This window comes from Pseudomonas sp. JE3303, assembly GCF_056312565.1.
This window is the reverse complement of record NZ_JBWGIF010000008.1, coordinates 188418-211067: the sequence shown is the minus strand read 5'-3', so window position 1 is coordinate 211067 and position 22650 is coordinate 188418. Positions and strand designations below refer to the sequence as shown.

The following is a 22650-nucleotide window of genomic DNA, read 5'->3' as shown; positions in this document are numbered from 1 at the left end:
GATGAGCAGCTTTACACTCAGACCACCGCCGCTACCATGGGTTCGCCATGACGACATTGGATGAAGAAGATCGCCGCGAATACTACCGTATCGAGGACAGGATCGCACTGGAAATTAGCCCGCTGAGCGCGGCCGAAGGCCTTGAGGCAGACGTGTTGCAAGATGCGTCACCGCTGTTCAACCTGCTCAGTGAATTGCACCTGAGCGAGTTCGAGTCCCAGCATCTGTTGCGCCAGCTCAGCGACAAGGACCGTACCCTGGCGGCGTTTCTCAAGGCCCAGAACAAACGTATCGACCTGCTCAGCGCCGTGGTCGCGCAGACACTGCTCGGGCAGATCGGGGAGCCGCGTGCGGTGGTGCTGTCCGAAGGCGGCGTCGAATTCGCGCAAGCCCAGGCCGTTGCCCCCGGCACGCGCGTGGCGGTGAAAATGGTGCTGATGCCCCAGGCGCTCGGCTTGCTGCTGCGTGCCAGGGTCGTGCACTGCGACGCCCGCCCGGATGGCCAGTTCGAGGTCGGTACCGAATTCATCGAAACCAGCGATGCCCAGCGCCAACTGCTGGCCCGCTACATCCTGCAGCGCCAGCAACAGCAGCGCCGCCAGGCATTGGAACAGAGCGCCCCCTGAGCCTCATCACATCTTGAAGGAACGAACGTGACCCTGATTTACGGCCACCGTGGCGCCAAGGGCGAAGCCCCCGAAAACACCCTGACCAGCTTTCGCCAGTGCCTGGAGCACGGCGTGCGCCGATGCGAGCTGGACCTGCACCTGTCGGCCGACAACGAGCTGATGGTGATCCATGACCCGACGCTCAAGCGTACCACCGGCCGGCGCGGCAAGGTGGTCGAGCACAGTGCCGCCGACCTTGCCCTGATCGATGCACGCAAGGGCGGGCCGGGCTGGGTACAGCCCTGCCCTATTCCGCGTCTTGAGGAACTGTTCGAGAAATGCGACTTCGAGCACTGGCAGCTGGAGGTCAAGAGCGCCTCGCGCACCCGTGCTGCCACCACGGTCCTGGCCATTCGGGAAATGGCCCAGCGCTTTGGCCTGCTCGATCGCATCACCATCACCTCGAGCTCGCGCGAGGTGCTGGCCGCGGCGCTTGAGCTGACCCCGGACATTGCCCGCGGCCTGGTTGCCGAGTACGCCTGGCTCGACCCGCTGAAGGTCGCGCAGAACTACGGCTGCAACATGCTCGCCCTGAACTGGACGCTGTGCACGCCAGAGCGCCTGCTCAAGGCGCAGCGCCAGGGCTTGCACGTGTCGGTCTGGACAGTCAACGAACCGGCGCTGATGCGCAGGCTCGCTGACTTCGGCGTAGACAGCCTGATTACAGACTTTCCCGGTTTGGCCAGTACCACCCTTGGGAAGGGCTGAAATCGTTCTCCCCGGCCGGCTCAGGCCACCGGCCGGAGCCGCTCAAAAAAGCCGGTTGAGGCCGTCGTAGGCGGCAACCCTGTAGGCCTCGGCCATGGTCGGGTAGTTGAAGGTGGTGTTGACGAAATACTTCAGGGTATTTCGATCACCCGGCTGATCCATGATCGCCTGGCCGATGTGCACGATCTCCGAAGCCTGGTAGCCAAAGCAGTGCACGCCCAGGATCTGCAGCGTCTCGCGATGGAACAGGATCTTCAGCATGCCCTGGGGCTCACCGGCGATCTGCGCGCGCGCCATGCTCTTGAAGAACGCCTTGCCCACTTCGTAAGGCACCTTCGCCTGGGTCAGCTCCTGCTCGTTCTTGCCGATCGAGCTGATTTCCGGAATGGTGTAGATGCCGGTCGGCACGTCGTTGACGAAGCGCCAGCTGCCGTTGTCGACGATGCTGCCAGCGGCGGAGCGGCCCTGGTCGTGGGCGGCACTGGCCAGGCTCGGCCAGCCGATCACGTCACCGGCGCCATAGATGTTCGGCACCGCAGTGCGGTAGGCCTCGTCGACCTCGATCTGGCCTCGGCTGTTGACCTTGATGCCGATGTTTTCCAGGCCCAGCTTGTCGGTGTTGCCGGTACGGCCGTTGCACCACAGCAAGGCATCGGCCTTGATCTTCTTGCCCGACTTGAGGTGCAGGATCACCCCGTTGTCCAGCCCTTCGACCCGCTCGTACTCCTCGTTGTGGCGTACGGTAATGTTGTTGTTGCTGAAGTGATAGCTCAGCGCCTGGGAGATTTCCGAATCCAGGAAGCTCAGCAGCTGGCCGCGGTTGTCGACCAGCTCGATCAGCACGCCCAGGCCGCTGAAGATCGACGCATACTCGCAGCCGATGACCCCGGCGCCATAGACGATCAGCTTGCGCGGGGTGTGGCCCAGGCTGAGGATGGTGTCGCTATCGTAGATACGGGGGTGATTGAAGTCGATGTCGGCCGGACGATAGGGGCGCGAGCCGGTGGCGATGATGATGTGCTTGGCCACCAGCTTCTCGACCACACCGTTGGGGCAGACCACTTCGATGGTCTGCTCGTCGGCAAAGCTGCCGGTACCGATGAACACGTCCACTCGGTTGCGGGCATAGTAGCCAGTGCGCGAGGCCACCTGCTTGGAGATCACCTTCTCGGCGCTCTTGAGCACGTCCGGGAACGAGAACCAGCGCGGGTCACCAATGGCCCGGAACATCGGGTTGGTGTTGAACTGCATGATCTGGCGGACCGAGTGACGCAGGGCCTTGGACGGGATGGTACCCAGGTGGGTGCAGTTGCCGCCGACCTGACGGCGGCTGTCGACCATCGCGACCTTGCGCCCTGCTTTGGCGGCATTCATTGCCGCACCTTCTCCGGCCGGGCCGGAACCCAGCACCACTACGTCGTAGTTGTAGACAGCCATGCGTACTCCTTCAGAACTGGCCCGCGGGCCTGAGTGGCCGGCGGGGCGCGATCATGCCGCCTGTGGCGTCATGAAAAAATTCGGGTGCAGTCTAATCAAGCGTGAACGCCGCGCACATTAACCCTTGGTCGCGTCGTAGGCTATTTTCGCGTGCACTACATGCCTTGGGCAGACATCAAGTTGTCCAGAAAAACAAGGCGGCATATTGTCCCGGAAAAGCGCGAATGACACACCAAAAAAAACGGGAGCCTTCAGGCTCCCGTCTCTCTTCACGTTGAACGCTTACTGCGGAAATGCCGGCGGGTTCACGCCCGACATGTCTTCCATCACACGCACCACCTGGCAGCTGTAACCGAATTCGTTGTCGTACCAGACGTACAGTACAACGCGGTTGTCATTGCAGATGGTCGCTTCGGCGTCGACGACACCGGCGTGGCGCGAGCCGACGAAGTCGGTGGAGACCACTTCCTGGGAGCTCACGTAGTCGATCTGCTTGTGCAGATCGGAATGCATGGCGGTCTGGCGCAGGTACTCGTTGATCTCTTCGCGCGAAGTGGCCTTCTCGAGGTTCAGGTTGAGAATGGCCATGGACACGTTCGGCGTCGGCACGCGGATGGCGTTGCCGGTCAACTTGCCCTTGAGCACTGGCAGTGCCTTGGCGGCTGCAGTGGCAGCACCGGTTTCGGTGATGACCATGTTCAGCGGCGCGGCGCGGCCACGACGGCTGCCCTTGTGGAAGTTGTCGATCAGGTTCTGGTCGTTGGTGAACGAGTGAACGGTTTCGACGTGACCATTGATGATGCCGTACTGGTCATTGACTGCCTTGAGCACCGGCACGATGGCGTTGGTGGTGCAAGAGGCGGCCGAGACGATCTTGTCGTCAGCGGTGATCTCGCCATGGTTGATGCCATGAACGATGTTCTTCAGCGCGCCCTTGCCAGGTGCGGTGAGGATCACACGGGCGGCGCCCGGGCAGGCCAGGTGCTGGCCCAGGCCGTCGGCGTCACGCCACACGCCGGTGTTGTCGACGATCAGCGCGTTGTCGATGCCGTACTGGGTGTAGTCGACTTCGCTCGGGCTCTTGGCGTAGATCACCTGGATCAGGTTGCCGTTCGCGGTGATGGTGTTGTTGGCCTCATCGATGGTGATGGTGCCATCGAAAGGACCATGCACCGAGTCGCGGCGCAGCAGGCTTGCGCGCTTGACCAGGTCGTTCTCGGCGCCCTTGCGCACGACGATGGCGCGCAGCCGCAGGCCGTCGCCACCACCGGTCTTCTCGATCAGGATGCGCGCCAGCAGGCGGCCGATGCGGCCGAAACCGTACAGCACGACGTCGGTGCCCTTGCGCGCGCCGCCGTTCTGCTTGCCGACCACGTCAGCCAGCTCTTCACGGACGAACTGCTCGGCGCTGCGGCCGTTGCCCTGTTCCTTGAACTTGCTGGCCAGCTTGCCCAGGTCGACCGAAGCGGCGCCCAGTTTCAGCTCGCTCATCGCCTTGAGCAGGGGGAACGTCTCGTGGACGGACAGCTCGGTCTCGTCAGCCTGGCGGTGACGGGCAAAGCGGTGCGCCTTGAGGATCGAGATCACCGAACGGTTGATCAGGCTGCGGCCATAGATCGAGCTCACCACATTGTTATTGCGGTAGAGCTGACCGATAAGCGGGATCATCGCTTCCGCGAGTGCTTCACGATCAATCCACTCACCAAGACACTGGTCGGGCTTCTGAGTCACGGGAACCTTCCACATGTAGGGACAGAAAAAAGGGGCTACATTATGACTTCCCTCAACGGTTCGGGCAATGCGCGCCTATCGCCACCAGCAAAGCCTGCCGCAACCTCCTCGCAAACCTGACAGCACGCCCCCTGGCCCGGTACAATCGACCTCTTTGCCGCAACGTTGGAGTTCCACCTCCCGTGTCTGTACTGCGCTTACCGAACCTGCCGGCAACCGCTGGCAAACAAACCTGGGGCAGCCTTCCGGGCGCCGCCCTGACCCTGGCCATCGCCGAAGCCGCCAGCAGCGCCAAGCGCTTCACCTTGCTGCTGACCGCCGACAGCCAGGCCGCCGACCGCCTTGAACGGGAGCTGCGCTTCTTCGCTCCTGACCTGCCGGTACTGCCTTTCCCGGACTGGGAGACCCTGCCCTACGACCTGTTCTCGCCGCACCAGGACATCATTTCCCAGCGTATCGCCAGCCTGTACCGGCTGCCGGAGCTCGAACACGGGATCCTGGTGGTGCCGATCACCACCGCCCTGCACCGCCTGGCGCCGACGCGCTTCCTGCTCGGCACCAGCCTGGTGCTGGACATTGGCCAGAAGATCGACGTCGAGCAGATGCGCACGCGCCTCGAGGCCAGCGGCTACCGCTGCGTCGACACGGTGTACGAGCACGGCGAATTCGCCGTGCGCGGGGCCTTGATCGACCTGTTCCCCATGGGCAGCAAGCTGCCCTACCGTATCGATCTGTTCGACGACGAGATCGAGACCCTGCGCACCTTCGATCCCGAGACCCAGCGCTCGATCGACAAGGTCGACTCGATACGCCTGCTGCCGGCCCGCGAGTTTCCGTTGCAGAAGGAAGAGGTCACCCGCTTCAAGGCGCGGTTCCGCGAGCGCTTCGATGTGGACTTCCGCCGCAGCGCGATCTTCCAGGACCTGGCCAGCGGCATTATCCCGGCCGGCATCGAATACTACCTGCCGCTGTTCTTCGAAGAGACCGCGACCCTGTTCGACTACCTGCCCCAGGACACCCAGGTGTTCTCCCTGCCAGGGGTCGAGCAGGCGGCGGAGCATTTCTGGAATGATGTGCGCGGACGCTATGAAGAACGCCGCGGCGACCTGACTCGGCCGCTGCTGCCACCTGCCGAGCTGTTCATGCCGGTCGAAGACTGCTTCGCACTGCTCAAGCAGTGGCCGCGCGTAGTGGTCAGCCCGGAGCCGCTGGATGCCGGCAGTGGCCGTCAAAGCTTCCCGGCCAGGCCATTGCCCAACCTGGCCATCGAGGCCAAGGCCAACCAGCCGCTTGCCGAGCTGGCGGGCTTTCTCGACCAGTTCCCCGGCCGCGTACTGTTCACCGCCGAATCGGCGGGTCGCCGCGAAGTGCTGCTCGAACTGCTCGAACGCCTCAAGCTGCGCCCGAAGACTGTCGAAGGCTGGACCGATTTCATCACCGGCAGCGAGCGCCTGGCGATCACCATCGCACCACTCGATGACGGCCTGGTGCTGGACGATCCGGCGCTTGCGCTGATTGCCGAGAGCCCCTTGTTCGGCCAGCGCGTCATGCAGCGCCGGCGCCGCGAAAAGCGTGGGGAAGTCGCCAGCGACGCGGTGATCAAGAACCTCACCGAACTGCGCGAAGGCGCTCCGGTCGTGCACATCGACCATGGCGTGGGCCGCTACCTGGGCCTGGCAACCCTGGAAATCGACGACCAGGCCGCCGAGTTCCTGACCCTGGAGTACGCCGAGAACGCCAAGCTCTACGTCCCGGTGGCCAACCTGCACCTGATCGCCCGCTATACCGGTACCGACGACGCCCTTGCCCCACTGCACAGGCTCGGCTCCGAGGCCTGGCAGAAAGCCAAGCGCAAGGCAGCCGAACAGGTCCGCGACGTGGCCGCCGAGCTGCTCGACATCTATGCCCGCCGCGCCGCCCGCAAGGGCTATGCCTTTGCCGATCCGGCCGGCGACTACGCCACGTTCAGCGCAGGCTTCCCTTTCGAGGAAACCCCCGACCAGCAGAACGCCATCGAGGCCGTGCGCGACGACATGCTCGCCGCCAAGCCGATGGACCGCCTGGTGTGCGGCGACGTGGGCTTCGGCAAGACCGAAGTGGCCATGCGGGCGGCGTTCATTGCCGTGCACAGCGGCCGCCAGGTGGCGGTACTGGTGCCTACCACCCTCCTCGCCCAGCAGCACTACAACAGTTTCCGCGACCGCTTCGCCGACTGGCCGGTAACTGTCGAGGTAATGAGCCGCTTCAAGTCGGCAAAGGAAGTCAACGCCGCCGCCGCGGAACTGGCCGAAGGCAAGATCGACATCCTGATCGGCACCCACAAGCTGCTGCAGGACGACGTGCGCTTCAAGGACCTGGGCCTGGTGGTGATCGACGAAGAACACCGCTTTGGCGTGCGCCAGAAAGAGCAGCTCAAGACCCTGCGCAGCGAGGTGGACATCCTCACGCTCACCGCCACGCCGATTCCGCGGACGCTGAACATGGCCGTGGCCGGCATGCGCGACCTGTCGATCATCGCCACGCCGCCTGCCCGACGCCTGTCTGTGCGCACCTTCGTCATGGAGCAGAACAAGAGCACGGTCAAGGAGGCCTTGCTGCGTGAACTGCTGCGCGGCGGCCAGGTGTACTACCTGCACAACGACGTCAAGACCATCGAGAAATGCGCCGCCGAGCTCGCCGAACTGGTGCCCGAAGCACGCATCGGCATCGGCCACGGACAGATGCGCGAGCGCGACCTCGAGCAGGTGATGAGCGACTTCTACCACAAGCGCTTCAACGTACTGATCGCCTCGACCATCATCGAGACCGGCATCGACGTGCCAAGCGCCAACACCATCATCATCGAGCGCGCCGACAAGTTCGGCCTGGCCCAGTTGCACCAGTTGCGTGGCCGGGTCGGGCGCAGTCACCACCAGGCCTATGCCTACCTGCTGACCCCCGCGCGCCAGAAGGTCAGCGCGGACGCTGAAAAACGCCTCGAAGCCATCGCCAACACCCAGGACCTGGGCGCAGGCTTCGTGCTCGCCACCAACGACCTCGAAATCCGCGGCGCAGGCGAGTTGCTGGGCGAAGGCCAGAGCGGGCAGATCCAGGCCGTCGGTTTCACGCTGTACATGGAAATGCTCGAACGGGCGGTCAAGGCCATCCGCAAGGGCACCCAGCCGAATCTCGACCAGCCGCTTGGCGGTGGCCCCGAGATCAACCTGCGCCTGCCGGCGCTGATTCCCGAGGACTACCTGCCCGACGTGCATGCCCGCCTGATCCTGTACAAGCGCATCGCCTCGGCAGTGGACGAAGAAGGTCTCAAGGACCTGCAGGTCGAGATGATCGACCGTTTCGGGCTGCTACCCGATCCCACCAAGAACCTGGTGCGCCTGACGCTGCTCAAGCTGCAGGCCGAGAAGCTCGGCATCAAGAAGGTCGATGCCGGTCCCAACGGCGGCAAGATCGACTTCGAGGCCGAGACTCCGGTCGAGCCGCTGACGCTGATCAAGCTGATCCAGGGCCAGCCCAAGCGCTACAAGTTCGAGGGCGCGACCCAGTTCCGCTTCATGGTGCCGATGGAGCGCGCCGACGAACGTTTCAATACCCTTGAGGCGCTGTTCGAGCGCCTGACACCCGCGTCTGCCTGAAGGAAGATCCATGCGTGCCATCCGTTACCTGACCCTGTCACTGGCGCTGTTCGCGCCAGCCGCCTTCGCCGAAGGCCTGTATCAGGTGGAAATGATCCTGGTACGGCAGAACGCCGTACCCGCGATCACCAGCCCCTTCGCTCCCGAAGACTGGAGCGCTGGCGCGGCGCGCCTGGCCAAGGAGGCCGTGCAACCGACCACCCTCGCGGACGAAGTCACGCGCCTGCAGGCCACACCCAGCTACACCGTGCTGCTGCACAAGGCCTGGCGGCAGCCCGTGGGCAGCGAGCCGGTGCGCATTGCCCTGGGAGAAGGCGAAGAGCAGTTCGGGCACTTTCCAATCGAAGGCGTCCTGAGTCTGGTACAGGGGCGCTTCATCGGTGCCGAGGCGACCTTCTGGGTCAACCAGCTCGACGGCAACGGGCGCGTGCTGCAAAGCGAGCAATTCAGGCAGAGCAACAGCACCCTCAAGACCGGCCAACTGACTTTCCTGGACGGGGGTCACCTCGGGCTGCTGCTCAAGGTGGCCCCTGTCGGGGCGCGCAAGATCCCGACGCTGGACCCCGAGATGATGGAGCAGTGATGTGAAGCAGAGCGAAGCGCAGATCCATGTGCGGGGCAGCGATGGCTGGGCCGCCTGCTTCGAGCGCCGGACCCGTGACCGGGGCTGGGAGTACAAAGCGCTGGGCCGAGTGCAGATCCAGTCCATCGATGACCGGGTGATCCATGCGCTGTGCACTGGTTCTGGCGGCGAGCGCTATCGCCAGCAGGTCACCCTTGGTCCGGAAACGGACCGCATGGACGTGCAAGGCACCTGCACCTGCCCGGTCAGGCGCAACTGCAAGCACTGCGCAGCCGTGCTGTTCGAGCTGCAACGGGGCCCGGACTACCCCGAGGGCCATCAGGTCTCGACGCAGGCGGGCGCTGGCGCGCCATTGACGCCTGACCTGCAGGACTGGATGACCCTGCTGGAGACTCCCGTCGAGCCCACGGCCTCCATCAAGCCGGAAACCAAGGGCCGGGCTTTGTACTACCGCCTGGTGGCGAACCGTGACTTCTGCTACCTGAGGGTGCTCAAGGGCACTCGCCAGGCCGACGGCGAGATCAACTTCGGCAAGATCAGCTCGTTCAATGAGCTGATCTACTACCCGCCCCGCTACGTGACCGAGGCTGACACACGCCTGCTCAGGCAGATTGAAGCCCGCCGGCCCAGCGGCGGCATGCCTGACATGGTGAACCTGCGCGATGCGTGGGGAGCCGAACTGCTCGACGCCGCGCTGGCCACCGGACGGCTACTGTTCGAGAACTCCGCGGCGAGCCTGTCTCCCGGCCCCGACTGCGCGGCCGAATTTCGCTGGGTGCGGCTGGACAACGGCAACTACCGAGGCGTGTGGCACATCGACAACCGTGCGACCGTTGTCGTACCGCTGGAGCCGTTGTTCTACATCGACGAGGAACGGAACACGGCAGGCAGGCTGGTCCACGCCCTGGACCCATTCATTGCCAGCTCCCTGTCGATTGCCCCGGATGTACCCGAACACCTCGTGGTGCCGCTCAGCCATCGCCTCAATTCTCTCGACCGCCAGGTACCCACGCCCGCGACAGTGCGCAGCGAGGACCTCGACGGCATCACGCCCGTCGCGCACCTGTCCCTGGGCAGTCTCGAGTTCAGCGCCTACATGCCCAAGACCGGCCGCATGCAACGCCAGTTGCAACACCGTGCCGCGCTGGCCTTCGACTACGACGGCCTGCGTGCCACAGGGAATGACGACAAACCCGTGACCCGCGTGCGCGATACTCTCAGCCAGCGCATTCCGCGCCAGCCGGGCGCCGAGCAGGCCTTGCGCAAGACCCTGCGCGACCTCGGATTCAAGCCCGCGACCCGCCAGAGCAAGGCCCTGCCCGACAGCGCCGGCGAGATGTTCCAGCTGCCCGATGACGAAGCCTGGCTGCGCTTTGCGCGCAACGACTTGCCACGCCTGCGCGAGGCCGGCTGGAAGATCGATGCGCACCGGGACTTTGCCTTCAACCTGCAGGAGGTGGACGACTGGTACGCCACGCTCGACGAAGCGCCGGGCCATGAGTGGTTCGACCTGGAGCTGGGGATCGAGGTCAATGGCCAGCGTCACAGCCTGCTGCCGATCATCCTCCACCTGTTGCGCAGCAGCCCTGAACTGCTGCGGCCATCGGAGCTCGCCAGGCGCAGCGACGACGAGCACCTGCTGATCGACCTGAACCGCGCCCGCCACGACAGTCCGGCCTTGCGCGTGGCACTGCCCTACGGGCGGATCAAGACAGTGATGAAGACGCTCGGCGAGCTGTACCTGGGTGATGACAGCAGCGGCCCTTCCCTGCGCCTGCCGACCGCCGATGCGCCGCGCCTGAACAACATCGAATCCCTGCCCCTGCAATGGGAAGGAGGCGCCCGGGTGCGCGACCTCGGCCGTCGCTTGCGCGATGCGCGCGAGTTGCAGGTCGAGCCACCGGCAGGGCTCAACGCCACCCTGCGCCCCTACCAGCAGCAAGGCCTGAACTGGCTGCAAGCCCTGCGCGAGCTGGGGATCGGCGGCATCCTGGGCGACGACATGGGCCTGGGCAAGACCTTGCAGACCCTGGCGCACCTGCTGCTGGAGAAACAGGCCGGGCGCCTGCAGCATCCTGCGCTGGCGGTCATGCCGACCAGCCTCGTGCCCAACTGGCTCGACGAAGCCCAGCGCTTCGCCCCCGAACTGCGCGTACTGGCACTGCAGGGCGCTGGCCGCAACAAGCATTTCAACACGCTGCACGATTACGACCTGATCCTGACGACTTATGCCCTGCTCCCACGCGACGTGGCCCACCACAAGGCGCAGCCCTGGCATGTGCTGGTGCTGGATGAAGCGCAGAACATCAAGAATGCCAATAGCAAGGCCGCTCTGGCCACCCGCGAGCTGACCGCCAACCAGCGCGTGTGCCTGACGGGCACGCCGATGGAAAACAACCTGGGCGAGCTTTGGTCGCTGTTCCACTTCCTGATGCCCGGCTGGCTGGGCGACAGCAAGCGCTTCACCCAGGACTACCGCACGCCGATCGAACGCCATGGCGACCGGGAGCGCATGGCTCATCTGGCCAGCCGTATCCGTCCATTCCTGCTGCGCCGCACCAAGGAGCAGGTAGCCAGCGAACTGCCGCCCAAGACCGAGATGGTGCACTGGGTCGAGCTCAGCGACGCGCAGCGCGACACCTACGAGACCGTACGGGTGGCAATGGACGAGAAAGTCCGCAGTGAAATTGCCCGCAACGGGGCGGCGCGCAGCCAGATCGTGATCCTCGACGCACTGCTGAAGCTGCGCCAGGTGTGCTGCGACCTGCGGTTGGTCAAAGGAGTCGAGGTCAAGAGTTCGCAGACCGACAAGGGCAAGCTCGGCAGCCTGCTTGAAATGCTCGAAGAGCTGCTCAGCGAAGGCCGCCGGGTACTACTGTTTTCCCAGTTCACCGCGATGCTGGCGCTGATCGAGCAGGAACTGCAGAAACGCGAGGTGCGTTATAGCCTGCTGACCGGCGACACCCGTGACCGCCGCGCGCCGGTGCAGGAATTCCAGAAGGGCGACACCCGCGTGTTCCTAATTAGCCTCAAGGCTGGCGGCACCGGGCTGAACCTCACCGCCGCCGATACCGTCATCCACTACGACCCCTGGTGGAACCCGGCCAGCGAGAACCAGGCCACCGACCGCGCCTACCGGATCGGCCAGGACAAACCGGTATTCGTGTTCAAGCTGATCACCCGCGGGACAGTCGAGGAGAAGATCCAGAAGCTGCAACAGGAGAAGGCGGCACTGGCGGCCGGACTGCTCGACGGCGGCCAGTCAGGGCAATGGCGGATGGAAGACGACGAGATCGAAGCCCTCTTCGCCCCCCTGCCCGGCAAGCGGGCCGGCGCGAAGTAATGGGCAATGCCGTCACGCCGGGAGCCGCGCTCGCTCAGTCCACCAGCTGCGCGTCCTTCAGCGCACCGAGGGCCTCAAGCCAGCGCGGCTGCTGGCGGTAATCGGTCCGCGCGAAACCTTGCCCACGCATCTGCACGATCCGCGGCGAAGGCTGTACCTTCAGCCGCTGCGCAGCGCTCAGGGCCAGCTCCGCCGCGGCCCGGTCATTGCACACCAACCCCATGTCGCAGCCTGCACTGAGCGCCGCCTCGATACGGCTGGCGGCATCTCCGACCACGTGCGCACCCGCCATCGACAGATCGTCGCTGAAGATCACGCCCTTGAAGCCCAGCTCGCCACGCAGGATCTCCTGCAGCCAGCGGCGCGAGAAGCCGGCGGGCTGGCTATCTACCTGCGGGTAGATCACATGCGCGGGCATCACCGCCGCCAACTGGCCACTCAAGCGCGAGAATGGCAGCAGGTCGGCCTGGCGCAACTGCTCAAGGCTGCGCTCGTCGGTAGGGATGGCCACATGGGAGTCCGCCTCGGCCCAACCGTGTCCAGGGAAATGCTTGCCGCACGCTGCCATGCCCGCGGCATTCATGCCGCGGATAAAAGCCCCGGCCAACTGCGTGGCGATCTCGGGGTCGCCCTCGAAGGCGCGGCTGCCGACCACGGCGCTGCGCTGGTGATCCAGATCCAGTACCGGCGCAAAGCTCAGGTCCAGGCCCACAGCCAGCACTTCGGTCGCCATGAGCCAGCCGCACTGCTCGGCCAGGGTCTCGGCGTTGTCGTTGTCGGCAATGGCGCGCATCGCAGGCAGACGCACAAAGCCCTGGCGCAGCCGCTGGACCCGGCCGCCTTCCTGGTCGACCGCCAGGATCAGCTCGGGGCGTATCGCCCGGATCGAGGCGCACAGCTCACGCACCTGGCGCGGGCTCTCTATATTGCGGGCAAAGATGATCAGGCCGGCCACCTCGGGCTGGCGCAGCAACTGCCGGTCCTCGGCGGTCAGCCAGGTACCGGCGATATCCACCATCAGGGAGCCTTGCAGGCTGACGGTCATAAGTGATCCTTCAAGTTCAGGTAGGGCCTTCAGGCCTTGGCCGGGGCCGACGAGCTGGCGGATTTGCCGCGTGGGCGCAACTGGGCCGCGGCCATCGCCTCATGGGTGACGCCGCTGTCGGCACGCATGCCGGCAGCCAGGAACGGCACCATCAGGCGCATGACTTGTTCGATGGAAGTGTCGACGCCAAAGTCGGTTTCGGAGATGGCCCGCAGCGCCTTGATGCCGGACATGCTGAACGCCGCGGCGCCAAGCATGAAATGCACGCGCCAGAACAGCTCCAGGGGAGGAATGCGCGGGGCCGCCTCGTTGACCAGCAGCATGTAGCGGCGGAACACCTTGCCGTACATGTCTTCAAGGTACCGCCGGAGATGGCCTTGGCTCTGGCTGAAGGCCAGCCCCAGCAGACGCATGAAGATGGACAGGTCGTTGCCACTGCGCGGCTGCACCGCCAGGGCTTGCTCGACCAGCATCTCCAGCAGCTCTTCAAGCGATGGCTTGAGCTCCGGACGTGCCTGGCGGCGCTCGAGTTCGCGCTCTAGGCTGGTGCAGAACGGACCGAGGAAGCGCGAGAACACCGCCTGGATCAGGGCCTTCTTGGAGCCGAAGTGGTAGTTCACCGCTGCCAGGTTGACGCCGGCCTTGCTGGTGATGAGCCGCAACGAGGTTTCAGCGAAACCTTTTTCCGCGAACAGCTGCTCGGCAGCATCGAGAATGCGTTCAACGGTTTCCGACTGGGCCATGAATAATCCGCCTGACAAACAGTTGTTTGAAACATACGTTTCAGACGGGTGCCTGTCAAGGCTTCGTGACTGCCCGGTCGCCATTAAACCACAGCCCTTCCCGGCGGCAAGCTTCAAGCGTCAAGCTGCATGAAGAAGCGTCGCAACCGGCATTTGCCTGTCACTTGCAGCTTGTCGCTTGCAGCTTGCCAACTACTGTATATAATCCCAGTCACTGTACAAAAAGACAGAGCGCCCGCCATGCTTAAACTGACGCCACGCCAAGCCGAAATCCTTGCATTCATAAAACGCTGCCTGGACGATAACGGCTTCCCGCCGACCCGCGCGGAAATTGCGCAGGAGCTGGGTTTCAAGTCGCCCAATGCCGCCGAGGAACACCTCAAGGCCCTGGCCCGCAAGGGTGCCATCGAGATGACTCCAGGCGCCTCGCGCGGCATACGCATCCCGGGCCATGAGACCAAGACCGACGACAGCGGCCTGCCGATCATTGGCCGGGTTGCCGCCGGTGCGCCGATCCTGGCGCAGCAGCACATCGAGGAATCCTGCAACATCAACCCGGCATTCTTCCATCCCCGCGCCGACTATCTGTTGCGCGTACGCGGCATGAGCATGCGGGATGTCGGGATTGTCGATGGCGACCTGCTGGCCGTGCATACTACCCGCGAAGCCCGCAATGGCCAGATCGTGGTCGCCCGGCTGGGTGACGAAGTCACGGTCAAGCGCTTCAAGCGAGAAGGCAACAGAGTCTGGCTGCTGGCCGAAAACCCCGAATTTGCCCCAATCGAAGTCAACCTGAAAGACCAGGAGCTGGTGATCGAGGGCTTGAGCGTTGGCGTCATACGCCGATAACAGGAGGCGACATGCAGTACACCCACGCACCCCACCAAGCCCAGCTTTCGCTGTTCGAAGCCTTCCTGTCCCAGCCTGTGCTGCCTGGCTTGAAGGTGAGCGAACCTCCACGCCACAGCAACCTGCCAGAGGCCTTCAGCGAACTATCGTTGCGCGGTGCGCCGGGCCACTGCCACAGCCTGCTGGCGCCTGTGCTGCGCGAACTCAGCGAAGAACAGGATGCCCGCTGGCTGACGCTGATCGACCCACCCGCCAGCCTGACCCATGCCTGGCTGCGTGACGCCGGGCTGAACCGCGAGCGCATCCTGCTGCTCAAGCCGCGCGGCAAGCAGAGCGCGCTGCAACTGTCCTGCGAGGCCCTGCGCCTTGGCCGTAGCCACACCGTGGTCAGCTGGCTGGGCGCTCTCAATGCCAGCTCACGCCAACAGCTGGTTCGCGCCGCCGAGACCGGAAACGCACAAAGCCTGAACATCCGCCTCGGCTGATGTTCAGGCTTCGCAAGACGGATTTCCCGCCCCGGGGAAATCCGGCACAAGACTCAATGCAGGACGCGCGGCCCTTCGTCGCGTTCTAGCTCACCTTCGGCGAGACGGCCAGCCATCTGAACGCCGACGCTGAGCATGGCCTTGGCCACTTCCACGTGCTGCCCCTGCAGAAACGCCTTGGCATCCTCGGAGAAATCCAGGGTTACCAGAGGACCTTCGTCCTCGGCGCGGCGCAGCTCGATCCGGCCATCAGGCAACTCGACAATTTCAAGAAAGGACGTTGACATAAAGGGCTGTTCTCCACGAAAGGCGGCTAGTGTACCAGCGACCGTCCTGGTCAGCACTCACTCAACGCTTCGCGAAAACGTCGCGTCAGGTCCTTGAGGTTCTGCCGCCAGCCTTCCAGCTCCTCGCGCGAGAGCGGCGCAACGTCGGTTTCGTCCAGGCTCACCGCCTGGATCAGCGGCTGGGTGACATCGCCCTTCGGCGCCTTTTTAGCGACCGGCGGTCGGTACAGGTCGGCATGCGCTTTAAGCAACTGCGCAAGCCAGGTGTGAGGGTTTCGCGCCAGCTCGACCATCTCCGCCATCTCGGGGATGGCAACGGTTTCGAGCATCTCGTCGCTGAGCAGCACCTCGGCACGTGTCGCGCCGGCCTGTGGCAGTCGATAGAAACCGGCGATCTCGTGGCACAGCCCCAACAGCGCCCCATAGAGATGGAACAGCGCCGCTTCGCGCTCGGCCTGCACGAGGCCCTGGGCATTCATGGCCTGACTGCCCTGCGCCTTGGCCAAGGATTCGAGCGCAAGGCCCGCGAAGAAGAGTTTCTGGTTGGTACGGGTATAGAGTTCCTGGGCCATGGTGGCGCCCTCCGGAAAGGCTGCGAGGCGGCAGATCAGTTTCCGGCATTGCCCGCTTGCGGGCAAGCCCGCCCGGATGCAAAGCCAGCCCCTGCTGGGGCTGGCTGACACATCGGGCTTACAAGTCCATCACCGCTTGTCTTCGATCTTCCACGCCTTGCCGTCATAGAACGCTTTCCAGCCCGTAGGCTTGCCTTCGACTTCGGACTGTACGTATTGCTCCTTGGTCTTGCGGCTGTAGCGGATCACGGTCGGACGGCCGTCCGGGTCTTTCTTCGGCGCTTCGCACAGGAAGTGGTACTTCGGATCGATCTCGTCCTTGTGCGGGACGATCTCCATCACCAGCGGCGCACGGGTCTCGCGATTCTTCGGGAACTGGCTGGCCGCCAGGAACAACCCCGAAGCACCATCGCGCAGCACGTAGGTATCGTCCACCTTCTCGCACTTGAGCTCAGGCATCTTCACCGCATCCATCTTGGGCGGCGCCGCCTCACCGCTCTTGAGCAGCTTGCGGGTGTTCTTGCACTCAGGATTGGTACAGCCGAAGAACTTGCCGAAACGGCCCGTCTTGAGCTGCATCTCGCTGCCGCACTTGTCGCACTCCAGGCTCGGCCCTTCGTAGCCCTTTATACGGTAGCTGCCCTCTTCGATCTCGTAACCGACGCAGTCCGGGTTATTGCCGCAGATGTGCAGCTTGTGCTTCTCGTCGAGCAGGTAGGCATCCATCGCCGTCGCGCAGATCGGGCAGCGGTGCTTGTTGAGCAGCACACGCGACTCCGACTCGCCTTCGTCATCGGCAGCGATCTCGTCGCCCGGTACCAGGTTGACGGTAGCCTTGCAACGCTCCTTCGGAGGCAGGCTGTAGCCTGAGCAGCCCAGGAACACGCCGGTGGACGCAGTACGGATCATCATCGGCCGACCGCATTCCTTGCAGGCGATGCTGGTCAGCGTCGGCTGGTTGGCGCGCATGCCGTTCTCGGCCGACTCGGCAGTCTGCAGCTTCTTGCTGAAGTCGCCGTAGAACTCGTCCAGCACGTTTTTCCAGTCGCGCTCGCCCTGCGCCACGTCGTCGAGGTTTTCTTCCATGCCTGCGGTGAAGCCGTAGTCCATCAGGTCGGAGAAACTCTCGGACAAGCGCTCGGTGACGATGTCACCCATCTTTTCCGAATAGAACCGGCGGTTATGCAGGGTGACATAGCCACGGTCCTGGATGGTGGAGATGATCGCCGCATAGGTCGACGGGCGGCCGATGCCACGTTTTTCCATTTCCTTGACCAGGCTGGCTTCGGAGAAGCGCGCCGGTGGCTTGGTGAAGTGCTGGCTCGGGTCGAGCTGGATCAGCTTGAGCGCCTCGCCCTGGGCCATGTCTGGCAGGACGTCGTCTTCGCCCGGCTTGCTCTGCTGCGGCAGCACTCGGGTGTAGCCGTCGAACTTGAGGATACGGCCCTTGGCACGCAGCTCGAAGTCGCCCGCCGCGACCGTGACGCTGGTCGACAGGTACTGCGCAGGTGGCATCTGGCAGGCCAGGAACTGGCGCCAGATCAGCTCGTACAAGCGCTCGGCATCACGCTCCATGCCGCTGACCTTGCTCGGATGGGTGTTGACATCCGAAGGCCGGATCGCTTCGTGCGCCTCCTGGGCACCCTCCTTGCTGCCGTAGACGACCGGCCCCTCGGGAAGGTACTGCTTGCCGAACTCCTGCTCGATGTAGGTACGGGCCATTTCCACCGCGTCAGTCGACAGGTTGGTCGAGTCTGTACGCATGTAGGTGATGTAGCCGGCCTCATAGAGACGCTGGGCCATCATCATGGTTTTCTTCACACCGTAGCCCAGACGGTTGCTCGCGGCCTGCTGCAGCGTCGAGGTGATGAACGGCGCCGACGGCTTGCTGCTGGTCGGGCGGTCTTCACGCTTGATGATGCTGTAGCTGGAGCTCTTGAGCTTGTCCACGGCAGCCATGGCCTGGGCTTCGTTGAGCGGCTTGAAGGCCTCGCCTTTTTCACGGGTTACGTCGAAACGCACCTTGGCGTTCTTGGCGGTGCCCAGGTCAGCATGGATTTCCCAGTACTCTTCGGGGTTGAAGGCGCGGATCTCGCGCTCACGCTCGACCACCAGCTTCACCGCCACCGATTGCACACGGCCGGCCGACAGGCCACGGGCGATCTTCGACCACAGCAGTGGCGAGACCATGTAGCCCACCACGCGGTCGAGGAAGCGCCGCGCCTGCTGGGCGTTGACCCGATGGATATCGAGTTCGCCAGGCTGCGAGAACGCTTCCTGGATGGCCTTCTTGGTGATTTCGTTGAACACCACGCGCTTGTAGCGACTGTCATCGCCGCCGATGGCTTCGCGCAGGTGCCAGGCAATGGCTTCCCCTTCGCGGTCCAAGTCGGTTGCGAGATAGATGGTGTCGGCATCCTTGGCGAGGCGGCGCAGTTCTTCGATCACCTTTTCCTTGCCGGGAAGGATCTCGTACTTGGCTTTCCAGCCGTGGTCCGGGTCGACCCCCATGCGAGCGATAAGCTGCTTGCGCGCCTTTTCCTTGGGCGACAGTGCCGGCGCCTCGCCCGCCGCAGCCTTGCCACGCTTGGCGGCAGGCTCCTTGGAGGCGCTCGCCGAGCCACTGGTGGGGAGGTCTCGGATATGGCCGATACTCGACTTCACCACGTACTGGGTGCCCAAGTACTTGTTGATGGTCTTGGCCTTAGCCGGGGATTCCACAATGACCAGCGATTTGCCCATGGATCGGAGTATTCCTGAATCTGAAAAATAAAAACACGGCAGGTGCCCTGACGCGGCACCGCTATATATAGTGGCGACAAGGTGAGGTCAAGCGCGATGGCTCAGCCGCCTTCGGCATCCGGGCGCTCGAACATCCCCTTTTCGGCCTTGACCAGAGCAAAGCGCGGGACCTGTTCGCCGTCAACCTCGACGGACTCGACGAACATCGACAAGGGGCGCACCCAACGCCCGTAATCACCGTACAGACACTGGTAGTAGACCACCCACTCTTCGGTCTCGGAGTGCCGTGCGACGTCGAACACACGATACTCAGGCCCCTTGTAATGCCGGTATACGCCTGGCTGTATCTGCATGTCGCTTACCCTCTTGAAATAAATCCTGCAAAAAACAAAAACCGGGGCACAAGGCCCCGGCTGCTGTCCATCACGCGCGGTCAGACGCGTTCGAAGACAGTGGTGATGCCCTGGCCCAGGCCGACGCACATGGTCGCGACCCCCAAGGTACCGCCGTTCTGCTTCATGACATTGAGCAGAGTGCCGGAAATCCGCGCCCCGGAGCAACCGAAAGGGTGCCCCAAAGCGATAGCGCCGCCGTGCAGGTTAACCTTCTCATTCATCTTGTCGAGCACTTTCAGATCCTTGAGCACTGGCAGGGCCTGTGCAGCGAAGGCTTCGTTGAGCTCGATGAAGTCGATATCGGCCATGGTCAGACCCGCGCGCTTGAGCGCCTTGTGGGTCGACGGCACCGGCCCGTAGCCCATGATTGCGGGGTCGACGCCGGCCACTGCCATCGAGCGGATTACCGCCAGCGGCTGGATGCCGAGGTCCTGGGCACGCTGCGCCGACATGACAATCATGCACGAGGCGCCGTCGGTGATCTGCGACGAAGTACCGGCAGTCACGGTGCCGCCCTTGGGGTTGAAGGCAGGCTTGAGGGACGCCAGGCCTTCGAGAGTGGTTTCCGGGCGGATTGTTTCGTCGTAGCCAAAGACCTTGAGGAAGCCGTTCTCGTCATAGCCCTGCATCGGGATGATCTCGTCCTTGAACTTGCCTTCGACCGTCGCCTTGTGGGCGAGCTGGTGCGAACGCAGGGCAAACTGGTCTTGCTGCTCGCGGGTGATGCCATGCATCTTGCCGAGCATCTCGGCGGTCAGGCCCATCATGCCCGAGGCCTTGGCCGCATGCAGGGACATGTGCGGGTTCGGGTCGACGCCGTGCATCATGCTGACGTGGCCCATGTGCTCGACGCCCCCGACCACGAAGACATCCCCGTTGCCGGTCATGATGGCCTGCGCCGCGGTGTGCAGCGCGCTCATCGAAGAGCCGCACAGGCGGCTGACAGTCTGGCCCGCGGCGGTATGCGGGATAGGGGTCATCAACGACGCCATGCGGGCAATGTTCCAGCCCTGCTCGAGGGTCTGGTTGACGCAACCCCAGATGACGTCCTCGACCTCTGCCGGATTGACCTTGCCGTTGCGCTCGAGCAGCTTGCTGATCAGGTGCGCCGACATGTCTTCGGCACGGGTATTGCGGTGCATGCCGCCCTTGGAGCGGCCCATCGGCGTGCGACCGAAGTCGACAATCACCACGTCTCTTGGATTCAGGCTCATATCTGTTCTCTCGCTCTATATCGTTGGGCGCTTAGCCGAAGAAGCGCTGGCCGTTCTCGGCCATTTCACGCAGCTTCGCGGTGGGGTGGTACAGCGGCCCCAGATCGGCGTACCGGTCGGCCAGGGCGACGAACTCGGCAACCCCGATCGAATCGATGTAGCGCAGCGCGCCCCCACGGAAGGGAGGGAAGCCGATGCCGTACACCAGGCCCATGTCGGCCTCGGCGGCGGTTTCGACAATGCCGTCTTCCAGGCAACGAACGGTTTCAAGGCACAGCGGGATCATCATCCAGTTGATGATGTCTTCGTCACTCACTTCACGCTGTTCGAAGATGATCGGCTTGAGCACTTCGAGCGCCGCCGGGTCGGCCACCTTCTTCGGCTTGCCGCGCTTGTCGGTCTCGTAGGCGTAGAAGCCCTTGCCGTTCTTCTGGCCCAGGCGCTCGGCCTCGTACAGGGCGTCGACGGCGGAGCGGCGATCGTCCTTCATGCGGTCAGGGAAGCCCTCGGCCATCACATCACGGCCATGATGGCCGGTGTCGATGCCCACTACGTCCATGAGATACGCCGGGCCCATCGGCCAGCCGAACTTCTCCATCACCTTGTCGATACGCGCGAAGTCGACACCCGCGCTTACCAGCTTGGCGAAACCACCGAAGTACGGGAACAGCACGCGGTTGACCAGGAAGCCCGGGCAGTCATTGACCACGATCGGGTTCTTGCCCATCTTCTTGGCGTAGGCCACGGTGGTGGCGACCGCCACGTCACTGGACTTCTCGCCGCGGATCACTTCCACCAGGGGCATCATGTGCACCGGGTTGAAGAAGTGCATGCCGACGAAGTTTTCCGGCCGCTTGAGCGCCTTGGCCAGAAGGTTGATGGAGATGGTCGAGGTGTTGGAGGCCAGGATCGTGCCCTCCCTGACCTGCCCTTCCACTTCCGCGAGCACCGCCTGCTTGACCTTCGGGTTCTCGACCACGGCCTCGACGACGATGTCGACATTGCCGAAGTCGCCGTACGACAGGGTCGGGCGGATGGCGTTGAGTGCCTCGGCCATCTTCTCAGGCGTCAACCGGCCCTTCTCGACACGCTTGCCGAGCAGCTTGGAAGCCTCGCTGAGCCCCAGCTGGATAGCGTCTTCGCGAATGTCCTTCATCAGGATCGGCGTGCCCTTGACTGCCGACTGATAGGCGATGCCACCGCCCATGATGCCGGCGCCGAGCACGGCGGCCTGCTTCACCGGATTGGCGATCTCGTCATGGGCCTTGGCCTTGCGCTTGAGCTCCTGGTCATTGAGGAACAGGCCGATCAGGCTTTCGGCAACCGAGGTGCGCGCCAGCTTGGCGAAGCCTGCCGCCTCGATTTCGATGGCCTTGTCACGACCATGGTTGGCGGCCTTCTGGATGGTCTTGATGGCCTCGACGGGCGCCGGATAGTTCGGCCCGGCCTGGCCGGCCACGAACCCCTTGGCAGTCTCGAACGACATCATCTGCTCGATGGCGTTGAGCTTGAGCTTGTCGAGCTTGGGCTGGCGCTTGGCCTTATGGTCGAATTCGCCCGCAATGACGCGTTTGATCAGGTCGAGAGCTGCGGCTTGCAGATGCTCAGGCGCAACCACCGCATCGACCGCGCCGACCTTGAGGGCGTCCTCGGCACGGTTTTCCTTGCCGGACGCAATCCACTCGATGGCGTTGTCCGCACCGATCAGGCGCGGCAGGCGCACGGTGCCGCCGAAGCCCGGGTAGATGCCGAGCTTGACTTCCGGCAGGCCGATCTTCGCGGTGCTGGCCATGACGCGGTAATCCGCGGCCAGGCACATCTCCAGCCCACCGCCCAGGGCGATGCCGTTGATGGCGGCCACCGTCGGCACCTGCAGGTCTTCGAAATCGCTGAAGATCCGGTTGGCTTCCAGGTTGCCGGCTACCAGCTCGGCCTCGGGCAGCTTGAAGTTGTCGACAAACTCGGTGATGTCCGCGCCGACGATGAACACGTCCTTGCCACTGCTGACAATCACACCCTTGATCGCGGCGTCGGCTTTGATGGCGTCCACGGCCTGGCGCAGGTCGCCAAGGGTCAGACGGTTGAATTTGTTGACGGACTCACCCTTGAGGTCGAAGCGCAGCTCGACGATGCCGCTTTCAAGAGCCTTAACCGTGATGGCTTTACCTTCGTAAATCATCAACTGATCTCCACGATATGGAAGCTGAAAACTGTAC

17 protein-coding genes are annotated in these 22650 nt (G+C 63.8%); 7 read left to right on the top strand and 10 right to left on the bottom strand.

Going from position 1 to position 22650, the window contains the following annotated elements; genetic code table 11:
* Nucleotides 1-47: 47 nt before the first annotated feature.
* Both AC0ZZU_RS13505 and AC0ZZU_RS13500 read left to right on the top strand, forming a co-directional pair.
* Nucleotides 48-626: a PilZ domain-containing protein gene (locus AC0ZZU_RS13505; RefSeq protein ID WP_476341314.1), complete on the top strand. Its 579-nt coding sequence runs from the start codon at nt 48-50 to the stop codon at nt 624-626.
* A gap of 27 nt (nt 627-653) precedes the next feature.
* On the top strand, nt 654-1376 hold the full coding sequence (locus AC0ZZU_RS13500; protein WP_476341312.1) for a glycerophosphodiester phosphodiesterase: 723 nt from the start codon (nt 654-656) through the stop codon (nt 1374-1376).
* A gap of 42 nt (nt 1377-1418) precedes the next feature.
* Here the strand turns inward: AC0ZZU_RS13500 and sthA are convergent, their stop codons facing one another.
* A complete protein-coding gene (gene sthA, locus AC0ZZU_RS13495) occupies nt 1419-2813 on the bottom strand; it encodes a Si-specific NAD(P)(+) transhydrogenase (protein WP_476341311.1) in 1395 nt (464 codons plus the stop codon).
* Nucleotides 2814-3095: 282 nt separating this feature from the next.
* Nucleotides 3096-4559 (bottom strand): glyceraldehyde-3-phosphate dehydrogenase, encoded by a 1464-nt coding sequence (locus tag AC0ZZU_RS13490; protein WP_476341309.1) that lies wholly within the window; start codon nt 4557-4559, stop codon nt 3096-3098.
* Between the two features lie 167 nt (nt 4560-4726).
* Between AC0ZZU_RS13490 and mfd the strand changes: the two genes are divergently transcribed.
* The 3 genes from mfd to AC0ZZU_RS13475 are packed head-to-tail and all read left to right on the top strand — an operon-like array spanning nt 4727 to nt 12102.
* Nucleotides 4727-8176: a transcription-repair coupling factor gene (gene mfd / locus AC0ZZU_RS13485; RefSeq protein WP_476341308.1), complete on the top strand. Its 3450-nt coding sequence runs from the start codon at nt 4727-4729 to the stop codon at nt 8174-8176.
* A gap of 10 nt (nt 8177-8186) precedes the next feature.
* Nucleotides 8187-8759: a CsiV family protein gene (locus AC0ZZU_RS13480; RefSeq protein ID WP_476341307.1), complete on the top strand. Its 573-nt coding sequence runs from the start codon at nt 8187-8189 to the stop codon at nt 8757-8759.
* A 1-nt stretch (nt 8760) separates the two neighbouring features.
* Nucleotides 8761-12102, top strand: a complete 3342-nt coding sequence (locus tag AC0ZZU_RS13475; RefSeq protein ID WP_476341305.1) for a DEAD/DEAH box helicase — start codon at nt 8761-8763, stop codon at nt 12100-12102.
* A 34-nt stretch (nt 12103-12136) separates the two neighbouring features.
* Here the strand turns inward: AC0ZZU_RS13475 and nagZ are convergent, their stop codons facing one another.
* A complete protein-coding gene (nagZ, locus tag AC0ZZU_RS13470) occupies nt 12137-13135 on the bottom strand; it encodes a beta-N-acetylhexosaminidase (RefSeq protein WP_476341460.1) in 999 nt (332 codons plus the stop codon).
* Between the two features lie 41 nt (nt 13136-13176).
* Nucleotides 13177-13890, bottom strand: a complete 714-nt coding sequence (locus AC0ZZU_RS13465) for a TetR/AcrR family transcriptional regulator (RefSeq protein ID WP_476341304.1) — start codon at nt 13888-13890, stop codon at nt 13177-13179.
* A 240-nt stretch (nt 13891-14130) separates the two neighbouring features.
* Between AC0ZZU_RS13465 and lexA the strand changes: the two genes are divergently transcribed.
* Nucleotides 14131-14739: a transcriptional repressor LexA gene (gene lexA, locus AC0ZZU_RS13460; RefSeq protein WP_476341302.1), complete on the top strand. Its 609-nt coding sequence runs from the start codon at nt 14131-14133 to the stop codon at nt 14737-14739.
* Between the two features lie 11 nt (nt 14740-14750).
* A complete protein-coding gene (gene sulA, locus AC0ZZU_RS13455; protein WP_158459095.1) occupies nt 14751-15224 on the top strand; it encodes an SOS-induced cell division inhibitor SulA in 474 nt (157 codons plus the stop codon).
* Nucleotides 15225-15277: 53 nt separating this feature from the next.
* Here sulA and AC0ZZU_RS13450 read toward each other — a convergent pair whose 3' ends face one another.
* The 6 genes from AC0ZZU_RS13450 to fadB form a co-directional block, all read right to left on the bottom strand.
* The gene (locus AC0ZZU_RS13450; RefSeq protein ID WP_158459094.1) at nt 15278-15511 is read right to left on the bottom strand and encodes a hypothetical protein; all 234 of its coding nucleotides are present in this window, start codon (nt 15509-15511) and stop codon (nt 15278-15280) included.
* 50 nt (nt 15512-15561) lie between these two features.
* Nucleotides 15562-16083, bottom strand: coding sequence for a DUF6586 family protein (locus AC0ZZU_RS13445; RefSeq protein ID WP_476341299.1), 522 nt, complete (start codon nt 16081-16083; stop codon nt 15562-15564).
* Nucleotides 16084-16212: 129 nt separating this feature from the next.
* Nucleotides 16213-18825 (bottom strand): type I DNA topoisomerase, encoded by a 2613-nt coding sequence (gene topA, locus AC0ZZU_RS13440; RefSeq protein ID WP_476341297.1) that lies wholly within the window; start codon nt 18823-18825, stop codon nt 16213-16215.
* A 101-nt stretch (nt 18826-18926) separates the two neighbouring features.
* Entirely contained in the window at nt 18927-19178 is a 252-nt protein-coding gene (locus AC0ZZU_RS13435) for a DUF1653 domain-containing protein (RefSeq protein WP_476341296.1), read from the bottom strand.
* Between the two features lie 80 nt (nt 19179-19258).
* Nucleotides 19259-20434 carry an acetyl-CoA C-acyltransferase FadA gene (gene fadA / locus AC0ZZU_RS13430; RefSeq protein WP_476341295.1) on the bottom strand — a complete coding sequence of 392 codons (1176 nt, stop codon included), beginning with the start codon at nt 20432-20434 and terminating at the stop codon, nt 19259-19261.
* A 31-nt stretch (nt 20435-20465) separates the two neighbouring features.
* Nucleotides 20466-22613, bottom strand: coding sequence for a fatty acid oxidation complex subunit alpha FadB (fadB, locus tag AC0ZZU_RS13425; protein WP_476341293.1), 2148 nt, complete (start codon nt 22611-22613; stop codon nt 20466-20468).
* Between the last annotated feature and the right edge of the window lie 37 nt (nt 22614-22650).

Coding starts and splice junctions, on each gene's coding strand:
- AC0ZZU_RS13505 (WP_476341314.1), top strand. CDS start 48: ATGACGACATTGGATGAAGAAGATCGCCGCGAATACTACCGTATCGAG.
- sthA (WP_476341311.1), bottom strand. CDS start 2,813: ATGGCTGTCTACAACTACGACGTAGTGGTGCTGGGTTCCGGCCCGGCC.
- AC0ZZU_RS13490 (WP_476341309.1), bottom strand. CDS start 4,559: ATGTGGAAGGTTCCCGTGACTCAGAAGCCCGACCAGTGTCTTGGTGAG.
- AC0ZZU_RS13480 (WP_476341307.1), top strand. CDS start 8,187: ATGCGTGCCATCCGTTACCTGACCCTGTCACTGGCGCTGTTCGCGCCA.
- AC0ZZU_RS13465 (WP_476341304.1), bottom strand. CDS start 13,890: ATGGCCCAGTCGGAAACCGTTGAACGCATTCTCGATGCTGCCGAGCAG.
- lexA (WP_476341302.1), top strand. CDS start 14,131: ATGCTTAAACTGACGCCACGCCAAGCCGAAATCCTTGCATTCATAAAA.
- sulA (WP_158459095.1), top strand. CDS start 14,751: ATGCAGTACACCCACGCACCCCACCAAGCCCAGCTTTCGCTGTTCGAA.
- AC0ZZU_RS13450 (WP_158459094.1), bottom strand. CDS start 15,511: ATGTCAACGTCCTTTCTTGAAATTGTCGAGTTGCCTGATGGCCGGATC.
- AC0ZZU_RS13445 (WP_476341299.1), bottom strand. CDS start 16,083: ATGGCCCAGGAACTCTATACCCGTACCAACCAGAAACTCTTCTTCGCG.
- topA (WP_476341297.1), bottom strand. CDS start 18,825: ATGGGCAAATCGCTGGTCATTGTGGAATCCCCGGCTAAGGCCAAGACC.
- AC0ZZU_RS13435 (WP_476341296.1), bottom strand. CDS start 19,178: ATGCAGATACAGCCAGGCGTATACCGGCATTACAAGGGGCCTGAGTAT.
- fadA (WP_476341295.1), bottom strand. CDS start 20,434: ATGAGCCTGAATCCAAGAGACGTGGTGATTGTCGACTTCGGTCGCACG.
- fadB (WP_476341293.1), bottom strand. CDS start 22,613: ATGATTTACGAAGGTAAAGCCATCACGGTTAAGGCTCTTGAAAGCGGC.